Below are 26,531 nucleotides of genomic sequence, written 5' to 3'. Positions count from 1 at the left end.
CGGCATCCCTTTTTACTGCACGTCTGACATGGTTATCGCCTCAAGATCAACTACTCGCTGCCGCCCTGTACGCCGGTGACACGCACCTCTACCCGGCGATCCGGTCCAAGGCAGTCGATGAGCGCCGCCTTGGCCTTGATGGCATCACACTGGTTGCCGGTGACCGGATTACTCGCGCCATTGCCCTGGATGCTCACCTTGTCGGCAGGCAACCCTTTGCTGATCAGAAAGTCGGCAACGGTTTGGGCCCGAGCTTCTGACAACCTCTGATTGTTGGCATCCGAACCGATACGGTCGGTATAACCCATCACGACTGCACTGCCATCCTTGGGCTGCACGTCGACGATCTGCTGGTAGAGATCGTCCAGCGCACTCATCCCCTCCTGTTTGAGGTCCGCTTTGCCAAAGGCGAACAACACATCGGAACTGAGGTTGAAGGTCTGATCCACCACCTCCGGTTCGGCCGGTGGCGGGGGAACCACGACCGGGGCGGGCGTGGGGGCTGCTTCCTTGGGTTGGCTGCGGTTCGGGTGGATCACCAGCTCCAGCGTGGCGGTGCTGATGTCGCTGACCCAGCGCTGGGTGCCGCTGTTGGCTTTGCCGTTATCCGGATCATCGCCAACGCGCACTATGTAACGGTAGCGTGCCTGCAGATCGACCCAGTCATGGAGCCGGGCCGTCACTCCCAGACCCGCCAGCGGCGCCAGGTTGTCGTCCCCGCCATTGACCGATTCGACGTGATAGATATAGCCACCACCCTCGGCAAAGAGCGAGAACATCTCGCTGAGCGGCAGGCGGCCAATGACTGACAGCGTGGCTCCCTTGCTGTTGAAGTCATGGCCGCTGATATCCCAGTCACCGGTGGAGAGATAGCCAATCTCAGCCCCCAGATTTTCCGTGAAGTTGTAGCCGCCAAACAGGGAGAGCGCAGTCGCATCCTTGCCGACATCCTGACTGAAATCATTCAGATTGTGGGCAATGGCCCAGCCACCGCCGACCCCGGCATACCAGTCGTGAACCGGTTCCGCTTGTGCGCCTGTGCTCGCCAATGCCAATGCAATCCACACAGGTTTTACTCTTATGTTCATCGCGTATCCTCGTCGATGTTTGGTGTAGTGGGGTTGCCTGCTGGTCAAACCCCACACTTATGTATAGGTGACGGGCTGTTTTTAACCACCAAAGAGGTATGGGGGGCGACACGCCGTGAACTAGGGCGCGAGACGGGAAGAGGAAGGGGGCAATAGAGGGTTACAAAGTGGGTGAAATAAGCGGCAAGAAAAAGGAGGCCAGGTGGCCTCCTTGTTATGTCGGACTGCAGGATTACTGTTGTACTTGCTGCACGCCGGTGACGCGTACTTCTACACGGCGATCCGGTGCCAGGCAGGAGATCAGCTGAGCCTTGCCCTTGACGCTGTTGCACTGGGTACCGGTGACCGGATTGGCTTCACCGCGACCTTCGATGGCAACTTTGCCGGCCGGAAGACCTTTGCCAACCAGGAAGTCGGCCACGGTACGGGCACGCGCTTCGGAGAGTTTCAGGTTGTAGGCGTCAGAGCCGATACGGTCGGTGTAACCGACGACCACGGCGCTGCCATCTTTCGGCTGAACATCAACGATCTGCTGATACAGCGTATTCAGCGCTGCGACACCTTCTGGCTTGAGGGTGGATTTGCCAAAGGCAAACAGCACGTCAGAGCTCAGGGCGAAGTTCTTGTCGACCAGTACCGGCTCGGGAACCGGCTCAGGCGCAGGGGCGGCAACCGGGGCAACATAAGAGGTGCGGTTCGGGTGCATCACCAGCTCCAGGGTCGCGATGCTCATGTCGCTCTCCCAGGTTTTCTGCTCGTCACCCAGATTCCACAGATAGCGGTAGCGTGCTTGCACATCGATAAGGTCGGAGAGCTTGGCAGTCAGACCCAGCCCCGCCAGCGGTGCAGTGCCATTGTCGCTGTTGCCATTGCCGTTGACGTGATTGAAGTAGGCACCGCCTTCAGCAAACACCGAGAAGATGTCGCCGAGCGGCAGGCGGGCGATACCGGAGAGGGTTGCACCCTGGGTTTTGAAATCGGCACCGTCAACGCCCGCTTTACCGGCGTAGAGGTAGCCCAGTTCAGCTGCGTAGTAGTCGTTGAAGTTGTAACCGCCGAACAGGCTCAGCGCAGTGGCGTCTTTGTCTGTATCCAGACCTTGTACATCGTCAAGGTTGTGAGCATATGCCCAACCTGCACCAACACCGGTGTACCAGTCATCGGCAGCCTGAGCTGTGGTGCCTGCGGCGGCGAGCGCCAGTGCAATCAGGGTAGGAGCCATTTTGAGTTTCATCGGTTTATCCTCGTTGTGTTAGCCCATGTCGGGCAATGCACTTGTTTTTATTGCTGCGAAAAATCGCCAGCAAAGTGGATAGCGAAGGCTTTGGACTCTCATGATGCAGTGGCGTCATGGACAACAGACCGGACAAGAAGCGCTTTTTAGTGCTTATCCAATACCTTACAGGCGCAACTACTTTATGCTTTCGAGACGGGGCAGGCAAGGGCAGGGAGGCGGGAGTGAGGGATGCAAGCGAGAACTAGACAAACAAAAAGGGATGCCGCAGCATCCCTTTTTTTCGCACTATCTGAACGAGGTCAGATTATTGCTGAACTTCTTGTACGCCAGATACGCGAACTTCTACGCGACGATCCGGAGCCAGGCAGGAGATCAGTTGAGCTTTAGCGGTTACGCCGTTGCACTTGGTGCCGGTAACCGGGTTGGCTTCGCCACGACCTTCGATGGCAACTTTGCTGGCAGCCATACCTTTGCTCACCAGGAAGTTGGCAACGGTACGGGCACGGGCTTCAGACAGCTTCTGGTTGTAAGCGTCGGAACCGATACGGTCGGTGTAACCAACAACAACAGCGTTGCCATCTTTCGGCTGGAACTCAACGATTTGCTGATACAGGCCGTTCAGGGCTGCAACGCCTTCCGGCTTCAGGGTGTCTTTGCCGAAGGCAAACAGCACGTCTGAGTTCAGGGCGAAATTCTTCTCTACCACTTGCGGAGCAGGAGCCGGAGCTTCTTCAACAACCGGAGCAGCTACCGGAGCTACATAGGAAGTACGGAACGGGTGGTATACCGCTTCCAGAGTAGCGATGCTCTGGTTGGCTTTGTAACGCTCACCGTTGGCGTGCAGGTCAGCCACGTCCCACATGTAGCGGTAGCGAGCTTGCAGATCCAGCGCGTCATTTACCTTGTAAGTCACACCAGCACCGGCCAGCGGGGAAACTTTAGTGTCGCTGGTGCCCAGACCATCGGTGTGACCCCAGTAGGCGCCGCCTTCAGCGAACAGGGAGAAGTCGTTGCCAACCGGCATACGGGCGATACCGGACAGGGTGGCACCCTGGCTTTCGTAACGGTTGCCGTTGGTGTTGCCACGACCGGTGTACTGGTAGCCCAGTTCGGTACCGAAGTTTTCGGTGAAGTTGTAACCCATGAAGGCGTTGGCAGCAGCCGCGTCTTCCTGGCCTACATTGGTGCTTTCCAGCTTGTTCAGGCCGTTGAAGTGAGTAGCACCGACACCGGCACCGAAGTAGATGTCGTCAGCGGCGTGAGCAGCGGTAGCACCCAGAGCAGCCATGGCGATGGCGATCATGGAAGGAGCCATTTTCATCATAAAAAAATCCTCGTTGAGATCGCACGTTATTCACGTGCTTCACACTTTGTAATTTATGTAAGCTGCAGGCTCCGCCGTACGGCTGGCGTCGAGTCTGGCAGATGACCCGGTATAACCGGGTTGCACACTCTCCTGGTGTGTCGAGTGCGCTGGCATGGCACGCAATGCGTGAGAAACCACTGCCAGGCAACTGATGTCATTCCGATGACGAGGCGCACTCTATGCCGATTTTAAAACATGATCAAGCTCACAAATGAGCCTTGTGGCAAATTGTGTCGTGCCCTTAACTGGCTGTTTATTTTGATTAATTAGTGATCCAGATAGGCCCTGTGCAGTTTCTTCTCCAGCTTCATATAAGCCTGAACCCAGTCGCTATGCGGGCTGGCAGGATTCGCTCTGGCGGCAAAGACCGCAAGGTAATCTGCCTGGGTTGCGCTCTGCAGCAGGGGGGTAAATGTCATCAAGAAATGTCGGGCCAGATAGGGGTCAAGGGGCCAGATGTTGAGGATGGCGCGAGCCACAGGCTGAACCGCAGCTGAACAGATGAAGTGGCGGTGTCCCGCCTCCAGCCAGTCGGCCATCTCGCACATGCCCGATTCGGGCACCAGACCACCATCACCTTGAGTGGTTGCCAGAGCAATCGCCTGACCATTTACCGTGACGAGCTGCTCATTGTTATGCAGGGTGCCGTCGTGGCTGCGCAAGGCCAGGTCCGGGCACGCCTGTTCAAGAAACAGGCTGCAGCTCTCCGGCAGGGCGGCCAGCAGTTCGCTGGCGTGGCTGGACATCAAGGCCGGAAGCCAGAATGCTTCGGCGCGATATTGTTCACCTTGCAGGCGCTGTTGTGCCAGTTCTTCTGTGCTGGATACGGGGTGCAGGCGAGAGATAATGCCGGGAAACGCCATACTTATTCCTCTTAATGGGTATCCGGCGGATTATACGAGTTATTGGGGGGGCCACAATAAAGGTTTCTTTTCGAGACTGTTTACCTGAGGCGGCTGAGCGATTACCATCCCCCCTTGAAGGCAAGGGTTGTCGCCGAAAGGCGCTCATAAGATAGAGGCTCGACCATAACGAGTCCGAACAAAACTGATACACTTGACTACGAGTCGTCGCGAAAAATAAAAGGCGGAGTAAATCCGCCAAACGGAGTATGGAACATTATGAATTCAAATATCGTCACTGTTGGCAAGAAGATCCGTCAGATCCGTGAAGCGGTCGGTTTGAGCCGTCCGAAGTTTGCAGATTTGCTGGGTGTTCCTCCCACCACGCTGAAAAACTACGAGCTGGGTTACCGTGAAGTTGGGGGCGCCTTCCTGGTTGCCCTGGCGCACCACCCTGATCTGCACAAGTTCACCCTCTGGCTGCTGGCAGACAAGAAAGTCGCCGAAATCGGCCAGATTGGCCCGGATGACCTCGCCAAGGCGTGATCATCGATGTGAATAGAAATGCCGCCTTCGGGCGGTATTTTTTTTGGGTTGTCGATCGATATTTTGATCTAACACGCTTTGAATTACCCATGTAGGCCAACGAGAATAAGCGGCCCCGAAAAGTGGGCCCCCTGGTGGTATCTGGCCACCTGAACACTATTACATTCAGGATGATATGAGCAATCGGTATGGAGTATGGGTATGAGCAGTAATGAGTTGGATAAACGCTATGGCCTGATGACTGCCATTGCGATGGTGGTCGGCGTGGTGATCGGCTCCGGAGTCTTCTTCAAGGCCGATGATGTACTGCGTCTGACTGGCGGTAATCTGGCCATTGCGCTGCTGGCATGGGCGCTGGGAGCATTTTCGATGATCTTCGGCGCGCTGGTGTTTGCCGAGTTTGCCCAGCGGATCGAAAAGTCCAACGGTATCGTCGATTATGCCGAAGCGGCATACGGCAAAATGTTTGGTTATCTGGTGGGGTGGTTCAAAGGCGTACTCTATTACGCCCCTCTTTCCGCCATCCTTGCCTGGGTCGCCGCTCTGTACACCATGATCTTGCTCGGCAGTGATAATCCGACCAACTCTGGTGCGACCTGGATACTGGCGGCTGTCTATATGACGGTCACCTACCTGATCAACTTCTACACCCCGGTCCTGGCGGGCAAGCTGCAAGTGGGCTCTACCCTGATCAAGTTGATCCCGCTGATCCTGGTTGCCATTGTGGGCACCATTTCAGGCTTGCTCAATGGTGTCACCGTGACCAACTTTGTGCAGGCAATGGATGGGATAGGAAGCACCGGAGGCACGCTGGCTACGGCCGTGGTTGCCACCGCCTTCGCTTATGAGGGGTGGATTGCCGCCGTGACCATCAACAGCGAAATTCGCGATTCCAAGAAGAATCTGCCCAGAGCGCTGGTGATTGGCACCCTGATAGTCTTTGTGGTCTATGTCACCTATTTTCTGGGGATCGCCAGCGTCTTGCCGACGGACGAGATAGTGGCGCAAGGGGATAACGCGGTAAATCTCGCGACAACCAGCCTGTTTGGCGGGACTGCCTCGACCATTTTGACCGTGTTTGTGATTATCTCCTGCCTCGGCACCCTCAATGGTCTGGTGTTGGCGACCATGCGCATTCCCTACTCGCTGGCGATCCGCAATCAGGGGCCTGCCCCCAAGTGGATGAGCCGTATCGAACCGCATCACCACATGCCAATCAACTCGGCCCTCGCGGCAGCGTTGTTGTCGGTGATCTACTCAGTGTTGTGGTACTGCAGCATCAACGAGACATTCGGTCGTTACATCGCCCTGGACGAGATGCCGATCGTGCTGATTTATGGCCTCTATCTGTTCCTCTATGTCTGGTACATGCGCACCTTTACCGAGTTGGGCTGGATAAAGCGGTTCGTGATCCCGACCTGCGCCACCCTGGGCGCGCTCATCATTCTGTATGGTGGTATCACCAATCCCAGTCTGGGACTCTATCTGCTGGTCTCTGTGGGGGTGATTCTGCTCGGGTTGCTCTTCTACCGTAAGGAGTAACCGGGTAAGTGAGTTGAATAAAAAAGCGCCGAATGGCGCTTTTTTCATGTGTAAACCACAGCATGTCGACAACTAACTGCCCAGCAACCCGAGGCGGCCCAGTTCATCCTTGAGCTGATCGAGATTGCGCTCGACACAGGCTTCCCCCTCGTTGATGGCATCGCTGGCGCGATGAAAATCCATGATGGAGAAGCTGCCAAGGCGCGGGCAGAGCTGGATCTCCGGCGGGTCACCGGCCATCCGGGCACGGGTGATCCGCTCCTGCATGATGTTGATGGAGCCACTCATCACGCTCCACAGACCCGGGGTGGCTGGCGCGGATTCACCGCGATTGAGCCACTGGCTGAGCAGGCCGCCGCTGCCGGGTTGATCCGGCTCATCGGTCCAGGGTTGGTGCATATCGGTGTTGAGGTTGACCGCAATCACCACCTCGGCCCCCATCGCGCGGGCCAGCGAAATGGGCACTGGATTGACCACGGCGCCATCGACCAGCCAGCGGTCGTTGATCCGGGTCGGGGTGAGGATCCCCGGCATGCCGCAGGAGGCGCGTACCGACTGGCGCAGCGGGCCCTGTTGCAGCCAGATCTCGCGGCCGGTATCGAGTTCGGTGGCGATGCAGGCGAAGGGGATGGGCAGATTCTCGAGATCGGGATCCCCCAGATGGCTGGCGGCAAGACCAAACACCTTTTCGCCGCGAAACAGCCCGCCGGAGAGGGCCGGGTCGAGCAGGCTGACCACCTGCAGGCGGGTAAAGCCGCGCACCCAGGTTTCCAGCCGATCCAGTTCTCCTGCGGCATAGGCGGCACCGACAAAGCTGCCGATGGAGCAGCCAGCGATCAAATCCGGTTTGATGCCGAGACGTTCAAGGGCGCGGATGACGCCGATATGGGCCCATCCTCTGGCGGCGCCGCTCCCGAGAGCGAGCCCTACGCGGGGTTTACGTGGCACGACAGTCCTCCAAAAAAGGGGTTGAGGGCTCAGCTTACTCCGAGAGTCAGGAGGCGTCACCCTGCCATCTTTCGCTGCGGTTGCGGCCGTTGGCCTTGGCCTGATAGAGCGCCACATCGGCGCGGCGCACCGCTTCGTGCAGGGGAAGGTTCTCCTGGTGGGGCAGATAGCCGAGGCTGATGGTGACCTCCAGCCCGGGTTCGATGGCGGCCCAGTCGTGATCCGCCACCGCCTTTCTCAGCCGCTCCGCCAGCTCGCCGAGCTGAGTTGCATCAGCGCGGCCAATCAGCAGCAGAAACTCTTCGCCCCCCCAACGGATCAGGCGATCAGTGGGTCTAAGCTGCTGCTGGCAGATCTGCACCAGCCGGATCAGCACGATATCGCCGACGGCATGGCCGAAGTTGTCATTGACCCGTTTGAAGTGATCCGCATCGAACATCAGGATCCCCGCTTGCAGCCGGGCCAGCTCTCCCGCCTGTTCCAGCAGCACCAGATAGTGGCGGTTGAAGGCACCGGTGAGGGCATCGTGGCAGGAGAGGTAATTGAGCCGCTGGTTGAGGCGATGGGATCTCAGGTTGGAGAGGGCGGCCAGCAGCATAAAGAGGATGGCGAGCAGGGTCGGCGTGGACTGGCAGAGCATGGCCCACACCAGCGGCAGCAGGGTGACGTTGTGCACCAGTCGCAATGGAGTATCGGGGATTGCCATGGTCAGCTGCAATGCCCCTTGCCGCCACTGGTATTCGTCGGTCGGCTCGGGGTCTTGCGGCACCACGGGTTGGCGCGCGCTGCTGGCCAGCACCTGATGGTACTGATTGAGCAGCAGATACTCACCCAGCGCCGGTGCCAGCTGATTGAGCTGCGATTGCAAGCGTGAGAGCAGGATGTCCATGCTGATCATCCCTACCAGCGAGCCGTCCTTGTAGAGAGGCTGGGACATGGTGACCATGGTGCCCAGTCCGGCAAAATCTTCGTAGGGGCGGGAGAGAATGGTGTCCCGGCTGGGGTTGGGTGACATCAGTGCATCCTGCCAGTAGTGCTTGTCATAGATGCTGCGGGCAAAACGAAACTGGCTGGAGGGGATCCAGGGATAGAGGTAGATAAAGTTGTCCACGCCGGTGAAGTAGGCCCAGGCGATCTCGCTGCCCAGGCGCTGGCTGGCGGTGGACAACAAGGGGGAGAGGCTCAGGGCCAAATGAAGTTGCGCCTCCCGTGCACTGCCGGGGGGCGGCAGCGGGCCGTCACCGGTGAGGTTGCCCGCCAGTCCGGCCGGTAAATCACCGGGGAGCTTGTCGAGAGCCAGCCCCTCTGGCAGTACCTCGATATGGCGATAGAGCTGGCGGGTGAGCACCGACTGGGGGTCGCTGCGCAGTCGCTCTTCGGCCTGCCCGCGCATCGCCTCCAGAAACACTTCGGTCTGTTTGAACCGATCCCGCAGGTAGATGGCGCTGTTGAGGGTATCGCTCTGGTAGAGGCGTTCTATCTGTTTCAGGCTTTGCCGCAAGGTCAGACCAATCAGCAGGATGACCACGGCGAACAGGAGCCAGGTCAGGCGTGTGAGAAAGCGGTGGTCAGACATTTTGGGCATAGGCAGTCAGTCGGGTTGCGAAGGAAATTGTCGTTAGTGTATGCGATGTGGCGTGAAAACAAACGGCGCGACCTGAAACAGAGTGAGCTTATCCCGCTCTTGTTACGTTTTGTCACATTTATACATAGTCACGGCATAGTCTGGGGCTAAAATGGCCCCAATCTGGATTTACCCTCTCACTCTTCATGGACTGTTCGATGAAAATGCGTATCTGGCTCGGCTTGGGCCTTCTTCTAATCGTGGTTGCCGGCGTCTGGGCGCTGCGTCACAGCGAACCCGCCGCCAAAGCACCGACCAGACAGGTCAATATCCGCACTCAAACCGTCAAACAGAGTCTGGCCGAGCCGACCCTCAAGCTGGTGGGCAAGCTGGCAGCCAATCGTTCCGTCATCATCAGCCCCGAAGTGACCGGTCGCATCGTCAAAATTGCTGTGCAATCTGGTCAGAGCGTGGCGAAGGGGGAGACCCTTATCGCGCTCGATGCGGGCAAACAGCAGGCTGAGCTGGCCGAGCAGAGCGCCAGTCTGCGCGACGAGAACCGCAAGCTGGGGGATATGCGCAAGCTGGTGGCCCGTGGCGCCGTGACCCAATCCGAGCTGGAGGGGCAGGAGGCCACCGTGGCCCAGGTGCAGGCACGCCTCGATGCCGCCCGCTACGAGCTCTCCCTGCGTACCCTGCAGGCGCCCTTTGCCGGTACCGTGAGCCTGATTGACTTGAGTGAAGGGGCGCTGGTCAACAGCGGCGACACCCTGCTGCATCTGGATGAACTCGACAAACTGCGCCTCGATCTGGCGGTGCCGGAGCGTTACCTCTCCCTGCTGCGCCCGGGCATGGCGGTTACCGCCACCAGTACCGCCTGGCCGGATCAGCAATTCAATGGCACCCTGACCACTCTCGATAGCCGCATTTCAAACGATACCCAGAACATCAAGGCGCGGGTGATGATCCCCAATGGCAACGGCCAGTTGCGCCCGGGCATGCTGCTCAATGTGGAGCTGGCACTGCCTGCCCAGCAGCTTACCCTGATCCCCGCCCAGTCGGTGGAGTACGCCGGTGAGCAGCGCTTTGTTTACCGTCTCGAGGCCGATGGCCGGGTCAAGCGGGTGCCTGTGGTGCTTGGCGAGACCGAAGGGGAGACCGTCTGGGTCACCGAGGGGCTGAAGGTCGGCGATCGCATCGTGGTCGAGGGGCTGGTCAATCTGCGTGATGGGGTGCAGGTGCGTGATCTGGCCGAGGTGAACGGCTGATGTGGCTCTCCGATATCTCAGTACGCCGCCCGCTGGTGGCGGTGGTGCTCAGCGCCCTGCTCACCGTGTTTGGTCTGGTCGCCTTCAGCAAATTGACGGTGCGGGAGATGCCTGATGTGCAGATCCCCTCGGTCTCCATCACCACCACCTATGAGGGGGCGGCCCCCTCGGTGATGGAGAGTCAGGTCACCAAGCCCATCGAGGATCAGCTCTCCGGCATCAGCGGCATCAAGAACATCAACTCCATGACCCGCAAGGGGCGCTCGATGATCACCGTCGAGTTCAAGCTCGGCTGGAACATGGTGGAGGGGATCTCCGATGTGCGCGATGCCCTCTCCCGCGCCCGGCCACGGCTGCCCGATGATGTGGACGAGCCGCTGGTGACCAAGGATAGTGGCAACGGCGATGTGGCGATCTGGCTCAACTTCAGCAGCAGCCAGATGGATCGCACCGCCATGACCGACTACGCCAACCGCGTGCTGGTCGACCCCCTGAGTCTGGTGGACGGGGTGAGCGAAGTGGCGCTCTCCGGCGATCTCACCCAGGTGATGTATGTGCGGCTGCGCCCTGCCGACATGGCCGCCCGTGGCATCACGGTGAGCGATGTGGAAGATGCCCTCAAGCGCGAGAATATCGAGCTGCCGGGGGGGGAGATCCGCAACAACTCCATGACCATGGCGGTGCAGATCGCCCGTCTCTACCACACAGCGGAAGATTTCCAGCAACTGCAAGTCACCACAGCCGCCAACGGCCAGAGCGTCTATCTGGCCGATATCGCCGATGTGGAGGTGGGAGCCAAGAACGAAGACAGCGCCTATCAGCGCAACGGCAAAGAGAGTCTGGGTATCGGCATCGTCGCCCAGTCCACCGCCAACCCGCTGGCTGTCGCGCAGGGGATCGAGAAGAAACTCGGCGAGATGCAGCGCTTCCTGCCGGAGGGGGCCAAGCTCGAGGTCGATTACGACTCCACCATCTTTATCAAGCAGGCCATCGACGAGGTGTACGAGACCCTGGCCATCTGCGCCGTGCTGGTGGTGGCGGTGCTCTATCTGTTCCTCGGGCAGGGGCGCACCACGCTTATTCCGGCCATTACGGTGCCGGTGTCGCTCATCTCCGCCTTTATCGGCGCCTGGTATTTCGGCTTTTCCATCAACCTCATCACCTTGCTTGCCCTTATTCTCGCCATCGGCCTGGTGGTGGATGATGCCATCGTGGTGGTGGAGAACATCCACCACCATCTGCAGCGGGGGGAACCGCCGCTGCTGGCCGCCTGGCACGGCACCCGCGAGGTGGGCTTTGCGGTCATCGCCACCACCGCCGTGCTGGTGATGGTGTTTGTCCCCATCGCTTTTATGGATGGCATGGTGGGGCGGCTCTTTACCGAGTTTGCGATATTGCTCTCCTTGGCGGTGCTCTGCTCCTCGCTGGTGGCGCTGACCCTGACCCCGGCCATGGGCTCCTGGTTGATGCGCCCGCTGGATAAACCGAACCGGCTGACCGCCGGGCTCGATCGCGGGCTGGGCTGGCTGGAGGGGCACTATCGCCACCTGTTGGCGTGGGTGCTGCATCGCTCCCGCTGGACGCCGCTGGTGCTGCTGCTCTGTCTGGGCGGTATCGGTGCCCTCTTTACCCAGCTACCGACCAGCCTTACCCCGACCGAGGATCGCGGCGTCATCTATGTCTTCGTCAAGGGGGCAGAGGGGACCAGCATCGAGCGGATGAAGCGCAACATGCAGCAGGTGGAGTCCGCCATCATGCCGATGCTGGGCAAAGGGGTAGTGCAGGCGCTGAGCTTCAGTACCCCCGCCTTTGGCCGTGGCGGCGATCAGACCGGTATGGTGATCATCCAGCTCACCGACTGGGCGGAGCGCGACGTTACTGCCACCGAGTTCTCCCGCTCGCTGGGTACCAAGCTCTCCGGCATTCCCGATGTGATGATCCGCACCTTCCAGCCCGGTTTCCGCGGCGGCTCCACCGCGCCGGTGCAGTTCGTGCTGCAGGGTAACGACTATGCCGAGCTCTACCAGCAAGGGTTGGCGCTGCAACAGGCAGCGCAGGGCAGCGGCCTGATGCTGAGCCCGGATCTCGACTACGCCGAGAAGACCCCGGAGCTGCAGGTGACCATCAACCGCGACAGCGCCAGCCAGCTCGGCATTCCGGTCTCCACCGTGGCTAACAGCTTGCAGACCCTGCTGGGCGGGGCGAGCAAGACCACCTATGTGGACAGGGGCGAGGAGTATGACGTCTACCTGCGCGGCAACCAGACCGAGTTCAACGGCATCTCGGATCTCGGCCGCATCTATCTAAAGGCCGCCAATGGCGAGATGGTCAGTCTCTCGACCTTGGCGACCGTCAAGCAGGTGGCGACCGCCAACCGCCTCAACCACTACCAGCGGCAAAAGGCGATCACCCTGACTGCCGACGTGCATCCTGACCACACCCTGGGTGAGGCCCTCGATTTCCTCGATGGCTGGGCCAACGCCAACCTGCCCACCGGCATGACGGTGGATTACGCCGGTGATTCCAAGGATTACCGCGACAATCAGGGGGAGATGGTGCTGGTCTTTGGCCTCGCCCTGCTGGTGGTCTATCTGGTGCTGGTGGCCCAGTTCGAGAGCACCCTGACCCCGGCGGTGGTGATGGTGACAGTGCCGCTCGGTATCTTCGGCGGCCTGCTTGGCCTCTGGCTGACGGGGCAGGAGATGAGCATCTACAGCCAGATCGGCATGATCATGCTGATCGGCATGGTGACCAAGAACGGCATCCTCATCGTCGAGTTCATCAACCAGCTACGCCAGCGCGGCGAAGGGTTCGAGGAGGCGATCATCGCAGGCTCGGTGCGCCGCTTGCGCCCGATCCTGATGACCTCGCTGACCGCCATTATCGGCGCGGTGCCGCTGATGCTCTCCATGGGGGCAGGCTACGAGAGCCGGATGGCGGTGGGAACCGTGGTCTTCTTCGGACTGTCGCTGGCGACCCTGGTGACCCTGCTGGTGGTGCCCGCCATCTACCATCTGATCGCCCGTCACGCCGGCATGACAGGGGCGCGGGATCAGCAGGTAGACGAAGCGCTGGCCGCCAAAGGGGCAGGGGAGTCGCACCCTCCGGCGCTCTGACCTCAATCCTGACGGAGGCCGGTTATCAGCCTCCATCATCACAAGGGCGCCTGCGGGCGCCCTTGCTATTGCGGGCGGCGGCCTATTCCGCGGGATCTATAGGGACAAAAAGCCATCGCTCCCCTTGGCCGCAACCGGTATAATGCGCGACCCGAATTGTTCCAGGTGGTTAAAATGCAGCCGGTACCCAACCTTTTCTCCTATCCCCGCTATTGGGCCGAGTGCTACGGCACGGCGCCCTTCCTGCCCATGTCCCGCAAAGAGATGGACAAGCTCGGTTGGGACAGCTGCGACGTCATTCTGGTGACGGGGGATGCCTACGTGGATCACCCGAGCTTTGGCATGGCGGTCATCGGCCGCATGCTGGAGGCGCAGGGCTTTCGGGTCGGCATCATCGCCCAGCCGGACTGGTCATCGAAGGATGACTTTATGCGTCTGGGCAAACCGAACCTCTTCTTTGGGGTGACCGCGGGCAACATGGACTCCATGATCAACCGCTACACCTCTGACAAGAAGCTGCGCCACGACGACGCCTACACCCCGGGGGATGTGGGCGGCAAGCGGCCGGATCGCGCCACCCTGGTCTATACCCAGCGCTGCAAGGAGGCGTTCAAAGAGGTGCCCGTCGTTATCGGCGGCATCGAAGCTTCCTTACGCCGTATCGCCCACTACGACTACTGGTCCGAGACCATCCGCCGCTCCATCCTGCTCGATGCCAAGGCCGATATCCTCATCTACGGCAACGCCGAGCGGCCGCTGGTGGAAGTGGCTCACCGCATCGCAGCGGGGGAGACCATCGACACCATGCAGGATATTCGCGGCACTGCCGTTATCCGCAAGGAGCCGCTGCCGGGCTGGAAAGGGGTGGATTCGAGCAAGCTCGACCAGATTGGCCGCATCGATCCCATCATGAACCCCTATATGGAAGGGGCCCCATGCTCGGACGACGCCACCGACGCGGCCCCTGCCGCGCAGGAAGCCCAGCCTGTGCTGGTGCAGCCGCCCAAGCCCAAGCCGTGGGAAAAAACCTATGTGAAGCTGCCGGCGTTCGAGCGGGTGAAAGAGGACAAGGTGCTCTACGCCCACGCCTCGCGCATTCTGCACCACGAGACCAACCCCGGCTGTGCCCGCGCCCTGTCGCAGGCCCACGGCGATCGCATCGTCTGGGTCAACCCGCCCGCCTTCCCGCTGGAAACCGAGGAGATGGACGGCGTATTCGGCCTGCCCTACCAGCGGGTGCCGCACCCGGCCTATGGCAACGAGAAGATCCCGGCCTTTGAGATGATCAAGACCTCGGTCAACATCATGCGCGGCTGCTTTGGCGGCTGCTCCTTCTGCTCCATCACCGAGCACGAAGGGCGCATCATCCAGAGCCGCTCGGAAGAGTCGATCTTGAAAGAAATCGAAGATATCCGCGACAAGGTGCCGGGCTTTACCGGCGTCATCTCGGATCTCGGCGGCCCCACCGCCAACATGTACAAGCTGCGCTGCAAGAGCCCCAAGGCCGAGCAGACCTGCCGTCGCGCCTCCTGTGTCTGGCCCACCATCTGCCCGCACATGGACACCGACCACAGCCCGACCATCAACCTCTATCGCAAGGCGCGCGACCTCAAGGGGATCAAGAAGATCCTCATCGCCTCCGGCGTGCGTTACGACATCGCGGTCGAAGATCCCCGCTATATCAAGGAGCTGGCCAAGTACCACGTCGGCGGCTACCTCAAGATCGCGCCGGAACACACCGAAGAGGGGCCGCTCTCCAAGATGATGAAGCCGGGCATGGGCAGCTACTACCAGTTCAAGGAGCTGTTCGACAAATACTCCAAAGAGGCGGGCAAGCAGCAGTACCTGATCCCCTACTTCATCTCCGCCCACCCGGGCACCACGGATGAAGACATGATCAATCTGGCGCTCTGGGTCAAAGAGAACCGCTTCAAGCTCGATCAGGTACAGAACTTCTATCCGTCGCCGCTCGCCAACGCCACCACCATGTATTACACGGAGAAAAACCCGTTAAACAAGGTGAGCCGAACCAGTGGCGATGTGTTTGTCGCCAAGGGCGAGCGCCGTCGCCGCCTGCACAAGGCGCTGCTGCGCTACCACGATCCCGCTGGCTGGCCGATGATCCGCGAAGCATTGCTCGCCATGGGCAAGGGCCACCTGATTGGCAATGGCCCGGGTTGTCTGGTGCCTGCGGAAGGGCGCAACGAGCGCGCCGCCAGCGGCAAAGGGATGAAACCGGCCTTGACCCGTCACAGCAACATCAGTCACCAGCGTGGCAACGGCGCGGGCAGCAAGCCGACAGGCGGCAAGCCGGTGGGTTCCCAACTGCAGAAAGGGGCGGCTAATGGCAAACCGGCCGCACAGGGCGAAGGCAAGAGTGCGGGCCAGAATGCGGGTAAAAGTAAACCTGCCGGAAAACCTGCCCATAAGGGCAAGGCGCCGACCCGCGCAGGCTCTGCCAAGCCGGGTGCCAAACCCGCTGCTCAAGGCGGCAAGCCTGCGGCTAAAGGGAATGGTGCCAAGCGACCGGCGCGGTAATACTTCCTGATTGGAAAGCGATAGAAATAAAAAGGCGACCAGATGGTCGCCTTTATTAAAGAAATCTTCCTAATAATTATCGCCAAATGCAGTCATATGCATTTTCAGCAAGTGAAGTAGTTCTTGCATTAATTAAATCTTCATTCCACTCATCTTGAGTATTTTCCTCTAGGAAGACTTGTACTATTCGGTAGTTAGAATTTTGGTATATTCTCTTTTTGGCAGGAAAAGCGGCGGTAGACGCATTTCCATTAATACTCTCTCCCATGGGGAGTAAATTACCAATAGAACCAATTATTTTTTGTGGAATAGTCTGGTTAGATTGGTTCGCAATATGTTCTAAGGACAGGTCGCTTGGTTCAAATTCGTTGGTGGCTTGCAATCTTCTTTCTATTTTTGCAAATATATACTGAATTAGTTTTTTATTGCTTGTGTTATTGTTAAGAAATTGAAGCTCTGAGAATTTGTTAATAAAACTTTCTTTTGTGGGTCTTTTTTGTTCTAAGGTGCGAATTACATTATTAATGATATCATTGCATTCACGAGCATTTTGGGCGTAGGTTAGGTTTCTAGCATTTTTTGCATATATACCTTCTATTCCTGATGGGCGCAAACTACAAATTGCATTAAACATAAAATGGAAATTTTCTATCCTGTTTAATGTGTGAATTAATCTTCGTTGCTTTATCAAGCCTCGTGATCTTACTTTAAATAAAGCAAGCAAAAAAGACCTCATAATGCTTACATTAAAAATAGTTAAGGCATTGAGAGAGTTGAATATGCTTCTCTGATCGGCTTGCGGCCAATCAGTCAATAGTGGAGAAGATAGTTTTACATATGTCAGGCAATCTGAATGCAATTCAGATAAATATCCATCAGCAGTAAATGCACCTACATCAAATTGTTTTTTAAATGCTTTATAGAGATTTCGTTTGCTCGTGTATGCAAACTTTGTTGTCCATTGATTGATGGAATATTCATCCAAACTAACACGTGACTCTCTAGAAGATAATATTCTTGTGATATCATTCCATTTGGTTTTTGCAAAATCAATAGGGTAAGTTCCATTCCACTCTTGTAATACTTTATTCTTAATTAAATCTATTGGGCTAAGATTAATTCCTCTAGCATTTAGTATTTCAAATATAGTGTATGCATCATCGCTGTTTAATACGTTGACCCTGATTACTTTTAAGTGGTCTAGAATAAAGTCGAGCAATGTGCTTAATAGTGTAGAGTATTGTTCATCGCTAATTTCTACGGTTGAATTAGTCAGGGTTTTTCTTAAAGATTGCCTAGAAACTAGTCTGCTGATCTGCGTAAATGCGGCCCTTACTAATTCATCCTCCTCGGATTGAATTTCAGCCTGATGAATATCTAAATCTTGAATTGTAAGTGCAAAGTAATTTGACTGTGATCTCTTATCTAATTTAGGAAATACGCCTCTTCGCCTATCAATAGCTTTTATATATGTACTAAATGTTACTTGCGCCGCCCCCTCTGGACCGATTCCATTAAGCGCTCTGCAAATTGCAGATATAAACATCGTTATAACAGTTAGTCTTTGTTGACCATCTACAACTTCAACCTCAAAGTCTTCTTCGCGACCAGCAAGTACTAAAGTACCTAAGAAATATTCTTCACATGTGAACTCATCGTTAGTTATATGAATGTTGTTTGTTAGATCTGACCATAATTCATCAATGTTTTCTTTAGTCCATGAAAAATCTCTCTGATATCTAGGTATGAAATACTGCTTATTGACAGATAATAAGGCGTTAATTGTTACTGGATCAGCTTGAAAATGCATAAATGAATCACTCAATAATTAGAATTTTATGAATTAGTAATAAATCTTGGATCGGCGGAATCTGGTATCCCCACCTTTCCGAGTGAGGCATAACGCCTCCGAATCTTACGCTACCGCCAGTGGATTACAGCATTCCAAAATGCTCCCTTGACCCGCGCTGGCAGCAACCCATCACAGCTCAACAGGTTCTGGATGGCTATGGTAAGCCAAACGAAACTGCCGAGGCGAGCCTTAAAATGACTTAACTATCAGAAATTAATCGTTTTTTGAACTGGATCAGCAAATGGAGCCGGAAGGCGGCTTTATAGCCATATCCCGCTTTGGCCAGCAGGGAAGGGAGTGAATTGGGGCGACATGATGGTCGCCCCTGGTGATTGCTATATCCGGCTCGCGAAGGGTTAGCCGTTATAGCCGTAGCAGCGCTTGAGCTCCTCGAAGTCGTAGTAGTGGCTGCCGCTTTGGTAGGGTTGGCAGCCCGTTTTAAAGGCGATCTCCTTTTCGTTGTAGAGCATCTTGACCAGCACCTGCCGCTGCCCGTTCTGGTAGATATCCCACTGAATATTGGCGGTATAGGGGGAGACCCAGCCGCCGCGCCACTCGTTGTTCTGCTGGCTGAACAGCTGATCCGGGCTGGCCCCCTGACGGCTCCCTTCCAGCTTCATCAGGGCGGCGAGGGGGATAATGGCTTCGGCGTGGGCAAAGCGCAGGGTGGCCCGTCGGCTCTGCTCGCCCTCCACCACCTGACGCTGCACTTCGCCAAACAGGCCGTCGAGCAGCGGCTGGGCAATGGCGTAGGGGGCGCCCTGGTTGGCAAAGCTCGGCCCCTTTTCGTAGAAATCTTCCGCATCGGAGAGGTAGGAGAACCAGGCAGACTCTTCCGGGGTGAGGAACTGCTCCAGCGCCCAGGGCTCGCTGCCCTGTGCCTGCGCTTCGCGGATCATGCCGGGGCCGATGATAAAGAGGTTGTAGAGCATCAGGGCAGCATCCACCTCGTCGCGCACATAGGTCATGCCGCCATCTTCCGGGTTGACGGCGACAAACTCGACGCCGCCCGCCAGATAGTCGACAAAGCCCTTGCTGTAGATACGCTCCAGCATGCTGCGAGCCATCTCTTTGGTCTTGCTCAGGTTTTTAAGCTGATCCAGCGCCCTGGCCAGCTCGGGGGCCGGGGCGATTCCTGCATCTTCGTCGCCGATAAAGCGCTGGTAGCTCTCATAGGCGGGCAGGTAGCGGGCGTAATCCCCCTCGGGGGTGGTCTTGTGGAAGTAGAGCTCGAACTTGTTGACCAGCTTTTTGTCGATCTTCGAGGGGTCATCCTGCGTGAGGTAGCACTGCGCCGAGTCGCTGACATAGTTCACGTCGCGCTTGAGGCTCTCCATAAAGTAGAAGGCGCTTTCGTTGGCCCTGTCTTTGCCCGAGGTGACCACCTTGATGCAGTGGGGCTCGCTGCTGTTGAGCAGGGTCGGCAGCCGCGCCGCCAGCCGGGTGGCGAGATTGGCGTGCTCCTCCTTGCCCAGCGCCGAGAGCAGGCCGTAGCCCAGTTTCTGGTTGGCGGCCGTCACCAGATCGACCTTGCCTCCCAGCCCCTGCCCGAGGGTAGTAAGCGCCCCCTGACGCTGCGCCTCTTCCCATACCAGCTTGGTCAGCACGTCATATTTAGGGCTGGAGAGGGAGCGCGAGCCGTGGCGCGCCACCATCTCGGTAAAGACCGGGCTGAACCCCTGTGGCGCTGGCTCGTAGCTCTCCGCCTGCTGCTGCGGGCTGTAGACCGCTTTGGTACTGTATTGGTAGGCGGTTTTGCCCTGGCTGTCGGCAGATGATTCATTCTCTGACTGGCAGCCACCAAGCAAGACCAGCGAGACGGCCACAGCCACATAAGAAGAGCGCGGGAAAGTCATGATGTTCCTTATCTATCCATATGAAAAATAAGTGAAAAACTTTATGGTTTGAAAATGACCGTGGGATGTCAGCCAGATGACAGGCTGATGACTTCTGATAAAGCAGTAAGCAAGGGGAGGGATAGAGGATGGCTATAGGGAGGGCAATAGAGGCTCAACTAACCACTGCGCCGGTCACGGCTGAGTGGTCAGTGAGCGCGTTTGGGATGGGGGCTTATTGTCTTACCTCCTGCCCCGTCATCTTGATCCAAAGGGGGGCAATTAAAGGTTGCCAATTAAGGGTTGCTCAATACCACGCCAATAAGGCATCGAACATGCGGGTATGGGTCACCATTTTTTCGGGACACCCACCTTTTTGACGGTGGCGTAGGGCTGTTCTTGACTTAAGAGGTCACCGTTGAGGGATGTGCCATGACCATTGCCCGTTCACGTCAAATCAGCTTGCAGGATACGCCTTACTACCATGTGGTCAGCCGCTGTGTGCGGCGAGCCTTTCTGTGTGGTGACGATGCCCATTCTGGCCAGAGTTATGAGCATCGGCGTCAGTGGGTGGTCGACAAGTTGGGGCAACTATCGCGGCTGTTTGCAATTGGCATTTGTGCTTATGCGGTGATGAGCAATCATTATCATCTGGTGCTCAAGGTGGAGCCCGATACCGCAGCCAACTGGAGTGAGCGGGAGGTGGCTGAGCGCTGGGCGGCGCTATTCCAGTGGCCGCATTTGGTCAGGCGCTGGTATCAGGGGGAGATGTTGATCGAGCCTGAGCTGGCTGTCGTGCAGCAATTGCTGGCCCAATGGCGGGAGCGGCTTCACTCCATAAGTTGGTTTATTCGGCTACTCAATGAAAATCTGGCCCGTCAGGCCAATCAGGAAGATGGTTGCAAGGGCCATTTCTGGGAGGGGCGCTTCAAGAGTCAGGCTTTGCTCACCGAATCCGCCTTATTGGCCTGTATGGCGTATGTTGACCTCAATCCGATACGAGCTGCGTTGACCGATCGGCCAGAGCAGAGTGAATACACCAGTATCAAACAGCGCCTTGACGCGCCTGCTACTACTGAGGTTTTGCCACCACTTTTGCTGCCGTTTGCCCGCCAGGGTAAGCCTGAAGAGCTGCCTTATGCCTTCAGCGACTACCTGATGCTGGTTGATTGGACTGGTCGTGCTATTCGGCCCGACAAGCGGGGTCATATTCCGGCCCAATTTGGACCCATTCTGGAACGATTGGGGCTCGATGCTGTTCGCTGGTTGAAGCAGGTGGCGCTGTTCAGGCGACAAGGGATCAGAGTGGTGGGAGACAGATATCAATGTCAGCAGTTTGCCCGCCACTGTGGCCAGCGACGATGCCATCAACCAAGGCTGTGATAGCTTTGTATCCACCCTGCTGATAGCTCCGGGTATTGCACATAGTCCAATAAATGGCTGTGCAGGGGCTGTTGCTTTCTAAACCTGACAATCTCTCCCACCAGCCTACTTTTGCAGGCATCAGCTCGGATACACACCCCTTATTGGGCCTGCAAGTAGCCTAATAGTGGCTTGCTCCAAAAGGTGGGCAAAAGGTGGGTGTCCCAATTTGATGTGGCTTGCTCAAAAAGGTGGGTGTCCCAATTTGATTCTGCGACGCTCCCCTGTTACACCTCGCTGCAAGCCTTTATGTCGGTCAATGACGTGGCGGCTTGCATTCCGTCGGCCATCGCCGCCCTCGGCGATTTTCGTGTACTGGAACTGGCCGGGGCGCCGCAGCCGTTCGAGGTGGTGGTCGGCAGACACCGCAAAAGCCAAGGCAATCTCGCCATCGAGTGGCTGGCCGAGGTGATCAAGTCGGTCTGCGATCTTGCCATGCCTGGATAACATCGCCGTTTGCCGAGAGCTGCACACGCCAGCCAGCGCGCCAACGGCAGGCTGGATCTGCGGGACAAATCCTGCGATGGTGCGGGCAGTTATCCGCTTGTCCCGTTATCGAGTGAAAAGGAGTTGAGATGCGCATTGCCATGATTGGTCTGGGGGATATCGCCCAGAAAGCCTATCTGCCGCTGCTGGCGAGCGACGAGCGGATCACCCCGCTGCTCTGCACCCGCAATCCTGCGGTGCTGGAGAAACTCGCCCGCCAGTACCGGATCGCCGAGTGCTTTACCGATGTGGCGGCCATGCTGGCCAGTCGCCCCGATGCCGTGATGATCCACGCCGCTACCGCCGTTCACCGCGAGCTGGCCGAGCAGTGCCTGCGTGCCGGCATCCCCACCTTTGTCGACAAGCCCCTGTGCGACAATCTGGCCGAGGCAGAAGCGCTGGCCAACCTCGCTATCGCGCAAGATTGCGCCCTCTTTACCGGCTTTAACCGCCGCTATCTGCCCGTCATGGCCGCGGCGCGGGCCCAGCCGCTCACCGAGCTGAACTGGCAGAAACACCGCTTTGCTCTGCCGGGCAAGGCGCGGGATTTTATGTTCGACGACTTTATCCATGTGCTCGACAGCCTCTGCTTCTATGGCGGCGTGCCGGGCAGCGACTTTCATGCGGTATTGCGACCGGATACGAAGGACCGCAGCCTGTTGGCCGGGGTCAGCGTCAGCTGGCAGAGTGGGGATCGCGCCATCAGCGGCAGCATGAACCGCAGCGCCGGGATCACCGAGGAGCGCATCGATGCCTACGGCGACAACCTCTCACTGCACCTTGAGAACTGCACCCGCGGCATCATCGCCCGCGACAAGCAGGCGCAGATGCTTAGCCCCAGCGACTGGCAGCCGGTGCTGGCCCAGCGCGGCTTTGCCGCCATGCTGGTGCACTGGTATCAGCAGATTGAAATCGGCAAAGCGGATAGCGAGCTGATTACCTCCTACCTGCACGGCCACCGGCTGGCGGAGCAGTTGGTGGCGCTGGCTGACAAGCGGAGATAAGGCTGGCTGCAAGCCTGCGATATATGAAGACGAGATGCGCGAAAAGATAGCGCACCAAACACAACGGGGGCCGCAGTTGCGGCCCCCGTTGTTATGGGATGAGATGCATGGGATCAGATGCACTTCACCGGCTTGGGCAGGCCACCAATCTTGGTCGCCTGCTTGGCGGGGCCTTCCGGGAACAGCTTGTAGAGGTAGCGGCTGTTGCCCTTCTCGGGGCCGTACTGCTTCTCCATCGCCTTGACCAGCGCGCGGATGGCGGGGGAGGTGTTGAACTCCAGATAGAAGGCGCGCACAAAGCGCACCACTTCCCAGTGCGGGTCCTCAAGCGTGATCCCCTCCTGCGCGGCCAGCACCAGCGCCAGCTCCTCGCTCCAGTCGTTGCTGTTGAGCAGGTAGCCCTTGGCATCGGTCTCGATGAGTTGGCCGTTGAATTCCAGCTGATGTTTTTCGGACGCAGACATGGGGGCTCCTCGCTAATGGGGCTATCAGGATTGGGCGGGCATGGTAGCGCCTTGATCCCCGGTGAGCAACCGGCTCTCGTTGGCCAGATGCAGCAGCTGATCCGCCAGCTCGCTGATCAGGTTGAGCTGCTGGGTCAGCATCAGCTGCTCCTCGCTGCTGTCCGGACTTATCACCGGACACTGACCACCGATGGAGCTGGATGGGTTGCCCGCCAGATGACCGGCGGCCTGCTCCAGGGTGTGGCAGATGTGGTGGCGCACCTCATCCAGCCCGCTGATGGCCTCCAGTTTGTCGCGATGGGCCCCCAGCGCCGAGATGTAGGAGAGCAGGGCGTGGTTGCGCCAGGTGAGGGTAAAGCAGAGATCGAGGAAGCGGCGGCGCTTTTGTGGCTCCACCAGCATGCTCTGCCAGGCGGTGGCCAGCTCGCTGTCCGCCAGATGGGCGCTCTTGCGTGCCACCCGATAGTCGATGGACTCGTCCCGCTGCTGCTTGAGACTCGCCAGCACCGCCGAGAGGTAGCGGGCGTTGGCCGAGAGCGAGTTGGCGATAAGCGTCGGCAGCCGCTTGTACTGCCAGTCCGGCCAGAGCCAGGCCACCAGCCCGTAGGAGATCAGGCAGCCGAGTAGGGTATCGAGCAGCCGCGGCCCGAGGATCGCAAAGCCGATGCCATCGAGCAGGTTGAACGCCATCAGCACGTAGAGGGTGATAAAGCAGACCGCAGCGCTGTAGTTGTTGCGCACCTGGGTAAAGAAGAGGAAAGCGGCCAGCCCCATCACCACCAGCTGAACGTGCAGCTCGGGGAAGAGCCAGAGCACCGGAATGCCCACCAGTATGCCGGCGAAGGTGCCGAGCATCCGCTGCACCAGTCGGCGGCGGGTGGCGCTGTAGCTGGGCTGGCAGACAAACAGCACGGTCAGCAAAATCCAGTAGCCCTTTTCCAGATCAAAGGCTTGCAGTATGCCGTAGCCGATCACCAGCCCGAGTGACAAACGCAGCGCATGGCGAAACACCATGGAGTGCAAGGTGAGGTGCTGCTTGAGCTGGGCCAGCAGCGGCAGGCGGGGCGGGCGTGCCAGCGCGGGCAGCTCCTGCTCTGGCTGCTCGGGGTTTTGCAGCACTTCGGCGCTGCCGAGCAGCTGGTTGATGCTGGCCAGATTGCGGCGCAGGAACTTCATCGGCGTCAGCAGAGTTTTCGGGTAGTGCTGCTTGAGATTGGTGAACTCCAGCTGATCGCCAAGGGCCTCCAGCGTCCAGTGGATGCGCTTGTTATGGGCGTAGGGCTTGTGCACCAGAATGGCGTAACCGAGCCGCTGGCACGCCTCGGAGAGTTGCAGAAATACCTCCTGAAATCCTTCCAGTACTATGCCCTGCTTGAGCTCAGCTTCCAGTCGGCTGTAGGGATAGTGGCTGGAGGTGGCGCGCTCGTGTATTTCCAGCGCCAGCAGGTAGAGGCGCAGCAGGCTGGCAAGCTCGGGGCTCGCCGGATGGCGGCGGCTCAGGCGGGCGTTGAGGGCCGATTTGGTGAGGGTCAGCGCGCTCACCAGATTGATGTTGAGCTGGGCCAGATTGTGGCGAATGGCCTGGGCGCCGTGCTCGTCCGCCGGGAAGAAGCGGGACTTTTCCAGCAGGTAGCGGCCAAGGGCGAAGTAGCTCTGGGCCAGTTGCTCGTGCAGGGTCTTGTAGGGCAGCAGCCAGAGCCAGATAAACGAGACCAGCCCGTACCAGAGGGCGCCGGCGCCGAGTGCCAGCGGCTGGTAGAAGAGATCCGGCGCCTTGGCGGCTCCCAGCATGGTGTAGATGGCGATCAGCAGCGAGCCGAAGCTGATGGTGGCGTAGCGGGCGCCGAGCGCCCCCACCATCACGAAGATAAAGGTGGAGCTGGCGAGCCCGATGGCAAACAGCCAGGGGGTGGGGTAGAGATACTGCACGCACAGCGACGCAAACATGAAGCAGATGAGCGTCATGGCGAGGTTTTTGAGCCGTCCCCACAGGCTGTCGTCGGTTTCGGCGATGGCGCCCGCCACGACCCCGAGGGAGAGCAGCACGGTGAGCTGGATATTGCCGGTGGCCAGGGTGAAGGCGAGCAGACCGAGAATGGCCAGCAGCACCTTGAGGGCGAAGTAGATGTGACTATCGGTCAGCAGTCGGCGTAACAAACCGGAGAATTCCATGGGCATGCTAGGCACCACCCTTGAGCGAAGCAAAATCGATGTGACTATCAGTCAGCAGTCGGCGCAGCAGGCCAGAGAGATCCATCGGCATGAGACAGGTGAAACCCTTGATCGAAACGAGAGCGAGATAGTAACCCGCCAAGCGCGAAGTGGCCCTGATCCAAATCAGGGCCACTTCGCTTCATATCCTTGATTTACAACTTATCCTGACAAAAATCGGCGCCAATAAAAACCCCGCCGAAGCGGGGTTTCTGATTAGTTGCGGTTGCCGCCAAGCAGGCTCAGCAAGCTCAGGAAGATGTTGTAGATGGAGACATACAGGGTGACGGTGGCGGAGATGTAGTTGGTCTCGCCGCCGCGCACGATCTGCTGGGTAGTCAGCAGGATGGCCCCGGAGGAGAAGAGCATGAACATGGCGGACAGAGCCAGGCTCAGGGCGCTCATCTGCAGGAAGATGTTGGCAATCATGGCCACCAGCAGTACCCAGAAACCGACGAACAGCATGCCGCCGATGAAAGAGAGGTCACGCTTGGTGGTCAGGGCATAGGCCGACAGACCGAAGAAGGTGAGCGCGGTGCCGCCAAGGGCGGTCATCACGATCTCGCCACCACCATTGTTCATGTACATGTTGATGATGGGGCCCAGGCTATAGCCCAGCAGACCGGTCAGGGCGAAGGTGAAGACCAGCCCCATGCCGTTGTTGCGATTCTTCTCGGTCAGGAACATCAGACCGTAGACACCGATCAGGAACACGGCCCAGTGCAGCGGCGGCATGTTCATCATGGTAGCGACCCCCGCCACCACGGCAGAGAAGCCCAGAGTGAGGGAGAGCAGCATATAGGTGTTACGCAGCACCTTGTTGGTATCGCGTACGGCACTTTGGGTGCCAGTGTAGATAGAACGGGTATCCATCTTGGGTGTCCTCTTGATGTCCGGGTGAGACGGCGAGCAGCCGCCTCGTGATCGCTGTTTGTTACTGCATGTTTACGCATTGTATGTAGAACAAATAGGGATGACGAGGAACAATTTCAAGCCACCTGCCATTTTGCTCCCGCACACTATCCCACAGGAAATATGTATTGCATATGAACAAGGGCTTAGCGTAGTATGCACGCCGTTCGGAGGGGTGGCAGAGCGGCTGAATGCACCGGTCTTGAAAACCGGCGATGGGCGACCATCCGTGGGTTCAAATCCCACCTCCTCCGCCATATTCAAGGAGAAAGCCCAAGCGGTCACCCGCT

Annotated in this window: 19 protein-coding genes and 1 tRNA gene; 9 read left to right on the top strand and 11 right to left on the bottom strand. The window is 58.1% G+C overall.

Annotated features, from left to right (window positions below; all coding sequences use genetic code 11):
• Positions 1-50 precede the first annotated feature (50 nt).
• From WBR25_RS14990 to WBR25_RS14975, 4 genes are all read right to left on the bottom strand, one after another.
• Complete coding sequence (locus WBR25_RS14990) at positions 51-1,088, bottom strand: OmpA family protein (RefSeq protein ID WP_123173541.1); 1,038 nt, start codon at positions 1,086-1,088, stop codon at positions 51-53.
• A 232-nt stretch (positions 1,089-1,320) separates the two neighbouring features.
• Positions 1,321-2,322 (bottom strand): porin OmpA, encoded by a 1,002-nt coding sequence (gene ompA / locus WBR25_RS14985; RefSeq protein ID WP_005349964.1) that lies wholly within the window; start codon positions 2,320-2,322, stop codon positions 1,321-1,323.
• Positions 2,323-2,629: 307 nt separating this feature from the next.
• Complete coding sequence (gene ompA, locus WBR25_RS14980; protein WP_139405972.1) at positions 2,630-3,649, bottom strand: porin OmpA; 1,020 nt, start codon at positions 3,647-3,649, stop codon at positions 2,630-2,632.
• A gap of 308 nt (positions 3,650-3,957) precedes the next feature.
• Positions 3,958-4,554: a hypothetical protein gene (locus WBR25_RS14975; RefSeq protein WP_005349969.1), complete on the bottom strand. Its 597-nt coding sequence runs from the start codon at positions 4,552-4,554 to the stop codon at positions 3,958-3,960.
• A gap of 258 nt (positions 4,555-4,812) precedes the next feature.
• Between WBR25_RS14975 and WBR25_RS14970 the strand changes: the two genes are divergently transcribed.
• Complete coding sequence (locus WBR25_RS14970; protein ID WP_005338367.1) at positions 4,813-5,079, top strand: helix-turn-helix domain-containing protein; 267 nt, start codon at positions 4,813-4,815, stop codon at positions 5,077-5,079.
• A gap of 201 nt (positions 5,080-5,280) precedes the next feature.
• A complete protein-coding gene (locus tag WBR25_RS14965; RefSeq protein ID WP_005338365.1) occupies positions 5,281-6,621 on the top strand; it encodes an APC family permease in 1,341 nt (446 codons plus the stop codon).
• Positions 6,622-6,693: 72 nt separating this feature from the next.
• Here the strand turns inward: WBR25_RS14965 and WBR25_RS14960 are convergent, their stop codons facing one another.
• Together WBR25_RS14960 and WBR25_RS14955 are read right to left on the bottom strand one after the other, a co-directional pair.
• Positions 6,694-7,569 carry a patatin-like phospholipase family protein gene (locus tag WBR25_RS14960; RefSeq protein ID WP_005338362.1) on the bottom strand — a complete coding sequence of 292 codons (876 nt, stop codon included), beginning with the start codon at positions 7,567-7,569 and terminating at the stop codon, positions 6,694-6,696.
• Positions 7,570-7,615: 46 nt separating this feature from the next.
• Positions 7,616-9,154, bottom strand: coding sequence for a sensor domain-containing diguanylate cyclase (locus WBR25_RS14955; RefSeq protein WP_479748482.1), 1,539 nt, complete (start codon positions 9,152-9,154; stop codon positions 7,616-7,618).
• Positions 9,155-9,351: 197 nt separating this feature from the next.
• Here WBR25_RS14955 and WBR25_RS14950 point away from each other — a divergent pair, with 197 nt between their 5' ends.
• The 3 genes from WBR25_RS14950 (at position 9,352) to WBR25_RS14940 (ending at position 16,055) form a co-directional block, all read left to right on the top strand.
• Positions 9,352-10,401, top strand: a complete 1,050-nt coding sequence (locus WBR25_RS14950; protein ID WP_162519637.1) for an efflux RND transporter periplasmic adaptor subunit — start codon at positions 9,352-9,354, stop codon at positions 10,399-10,401.
• On the top strand, positions 10,401-13,517 hold the full coding sequence (locus WBR25_RS14945) for an efflux RND transporter permease subunit (RefSeq protein WP_479748479.1): 3,117 nt from the start codon (positions 10,401-10,403) through the stop codon (positions 13,515-13,517). Before WBR25_RS14950 ends, WBR25_RS14945 begins: the two co-directional genes overlap by 1 nt.
• Before the next feature lie 174 nt (positions 13,518-13,691).
• On the top strand, positions 13,692-16,055 hold the full coding sequence (locus WBR25_RS14940; RefSeq protein ID WP_479748477.1) for a YgiQ family radical SAM protein: 2,364 nt from the start codon (positions 13,692-13,694) through the stop codon (positions 16,053-16,055).
• Positions 16,056-16,131: 76 nt separating this feature from the next.
• On the opposite strand, the gene WBR25_RS14935 is transcribed toward WBR25_RS14940, so the two are convergent.
• Positions 16,132-17,865, bottom strand: coding sequence for a DUF262 domain-containing protein (locus WBR25_RS14935; RefSeq protein ID WP_429193757.1), 1,734 nt, complete (start codon positions 17,863-17,865; stop codon positions 16,132-16,134).
• Between the two features lie 398 nt (positions 17,866-18,263).
• On the bottom strand, positions 18,264-19,763 hold the full coding sequence (locus WBR25_RS14930; RefSeq protein WP_479748476.1) for a histidine-type phosphatase: 1,500 nt from the start codon (positions 19,761-19,763) through the stop codon (positions 18,264-18,266).
• Positions 19,764-20,174: 411 nt separating this feature from the next.
• On the opposite strand from WBR25_RS14930, the gene WBR25_RS14925 reads away from it, so the two are divergent.
• From WBR25_RS14925 to WBR25_RS14915, 3 genes are all read left to right on the top strand, one after another.
• Positions 20,175-21,125, top strand: a complete 951-nt coding sequence (locus tag WBR25_RS14925) for a transposase (RefSeq protein ID WP_479748474.1) — start codon at positions 20,175-20,177, stop codon at positions 21,123-21,125.
• Between the two features lie 234 nt (positions 21,126-21,359).
• Positions 21,360-21,611 carry a hypothetical protein gene (locus tag WBR25_RS14920; protein ID WP_479748472.1) on the top strand — a complete coding sequence of 84 codons (252 nt, stop codon included), beginning with the start codon at positions 21,360-21,362 and terminating at the stop codon, positions 21,609-21,611.
• Between the two features lie 128 nt (positions 21,612-21,739).
• Positions 21,740-22,654 (top strand): Gfo/Idh/MocA family protein, encoded by a 915-nt coding sequence (locus tag WBR25_RS14915; protein ID WP_479748470.1) that lies wholly within the window; start codon positions 21,740-21,742, stop codon positions 22,652-22,654.
• A gap of 113 nt (positions 22,655-22,767) precedes the next feature.
• Here WBR25_RS14915 and WBR25_RS14910 read toward each other — a convergent pair whose 3' ends face one another.
• From WBR25_RS14910 to WBR25_RS14900, 3 genes are all read right to left on the bottom strand, one after another.
• The gene (locus tag WBR25_RS14910; RefSeq protein ID WP_159158416.1) at positions 22,768-23,118 is read right to left on the bottom strand and encodes a TusE/DsrC/DsvC family sulfur relay protein; all 351 of its coding nucleotides are present in this window, start codon (positions 23,116-23,118) and stop codon (positions 22,768-22,770) included.
• Between the two features lie 24 nt (positions 23,119-23,142).
• Positions 23,143-25,296 carry a YccS family putative transporter gene (gene yccS / locus WBR25_RS14905; RefSeq protein ID WP_100654251.1) on the bottom strand — a complete coding sequence of 718 codons (2,154 nt, stop codon included), beginning with the start codon at positions 25,294-25,296 and terminating at the stop codon, positions 23,143-23,145.
• A 249-nt stretch (positions 25,297-25,545) separates the two neighbouring features.
• On the bottom strand, positions 25,546-26,202 hold the full coding sequence (locus tag WBR25_RS14900) for a Bax inhibitor-1/YccA family protein (protein WP_479748468.1): 657 nt from the start codon (positions 26,200-26,202) through the stop codon (positions 25,546-25,548).
• A gap of 208 nt (positions 26,203-26,410) precedes the next feature.
• Between WBR25_RS14900 and WBR25_RS14895 the strand changes: the two genes are divergently transcribed.
• Positions 26,411-26,498 (top strand) — tRNA-Ser (locus tag WBR25_RS14895).
• Positions 26,499-26,531 lie beyond the last annotated feature (33 nt).

Source organism: Aeromonas sp. MTB (assembly GCF_056632455.1).
This window is presented reverse-complemented; position numbering and strand designations above follow the sequence as displayed.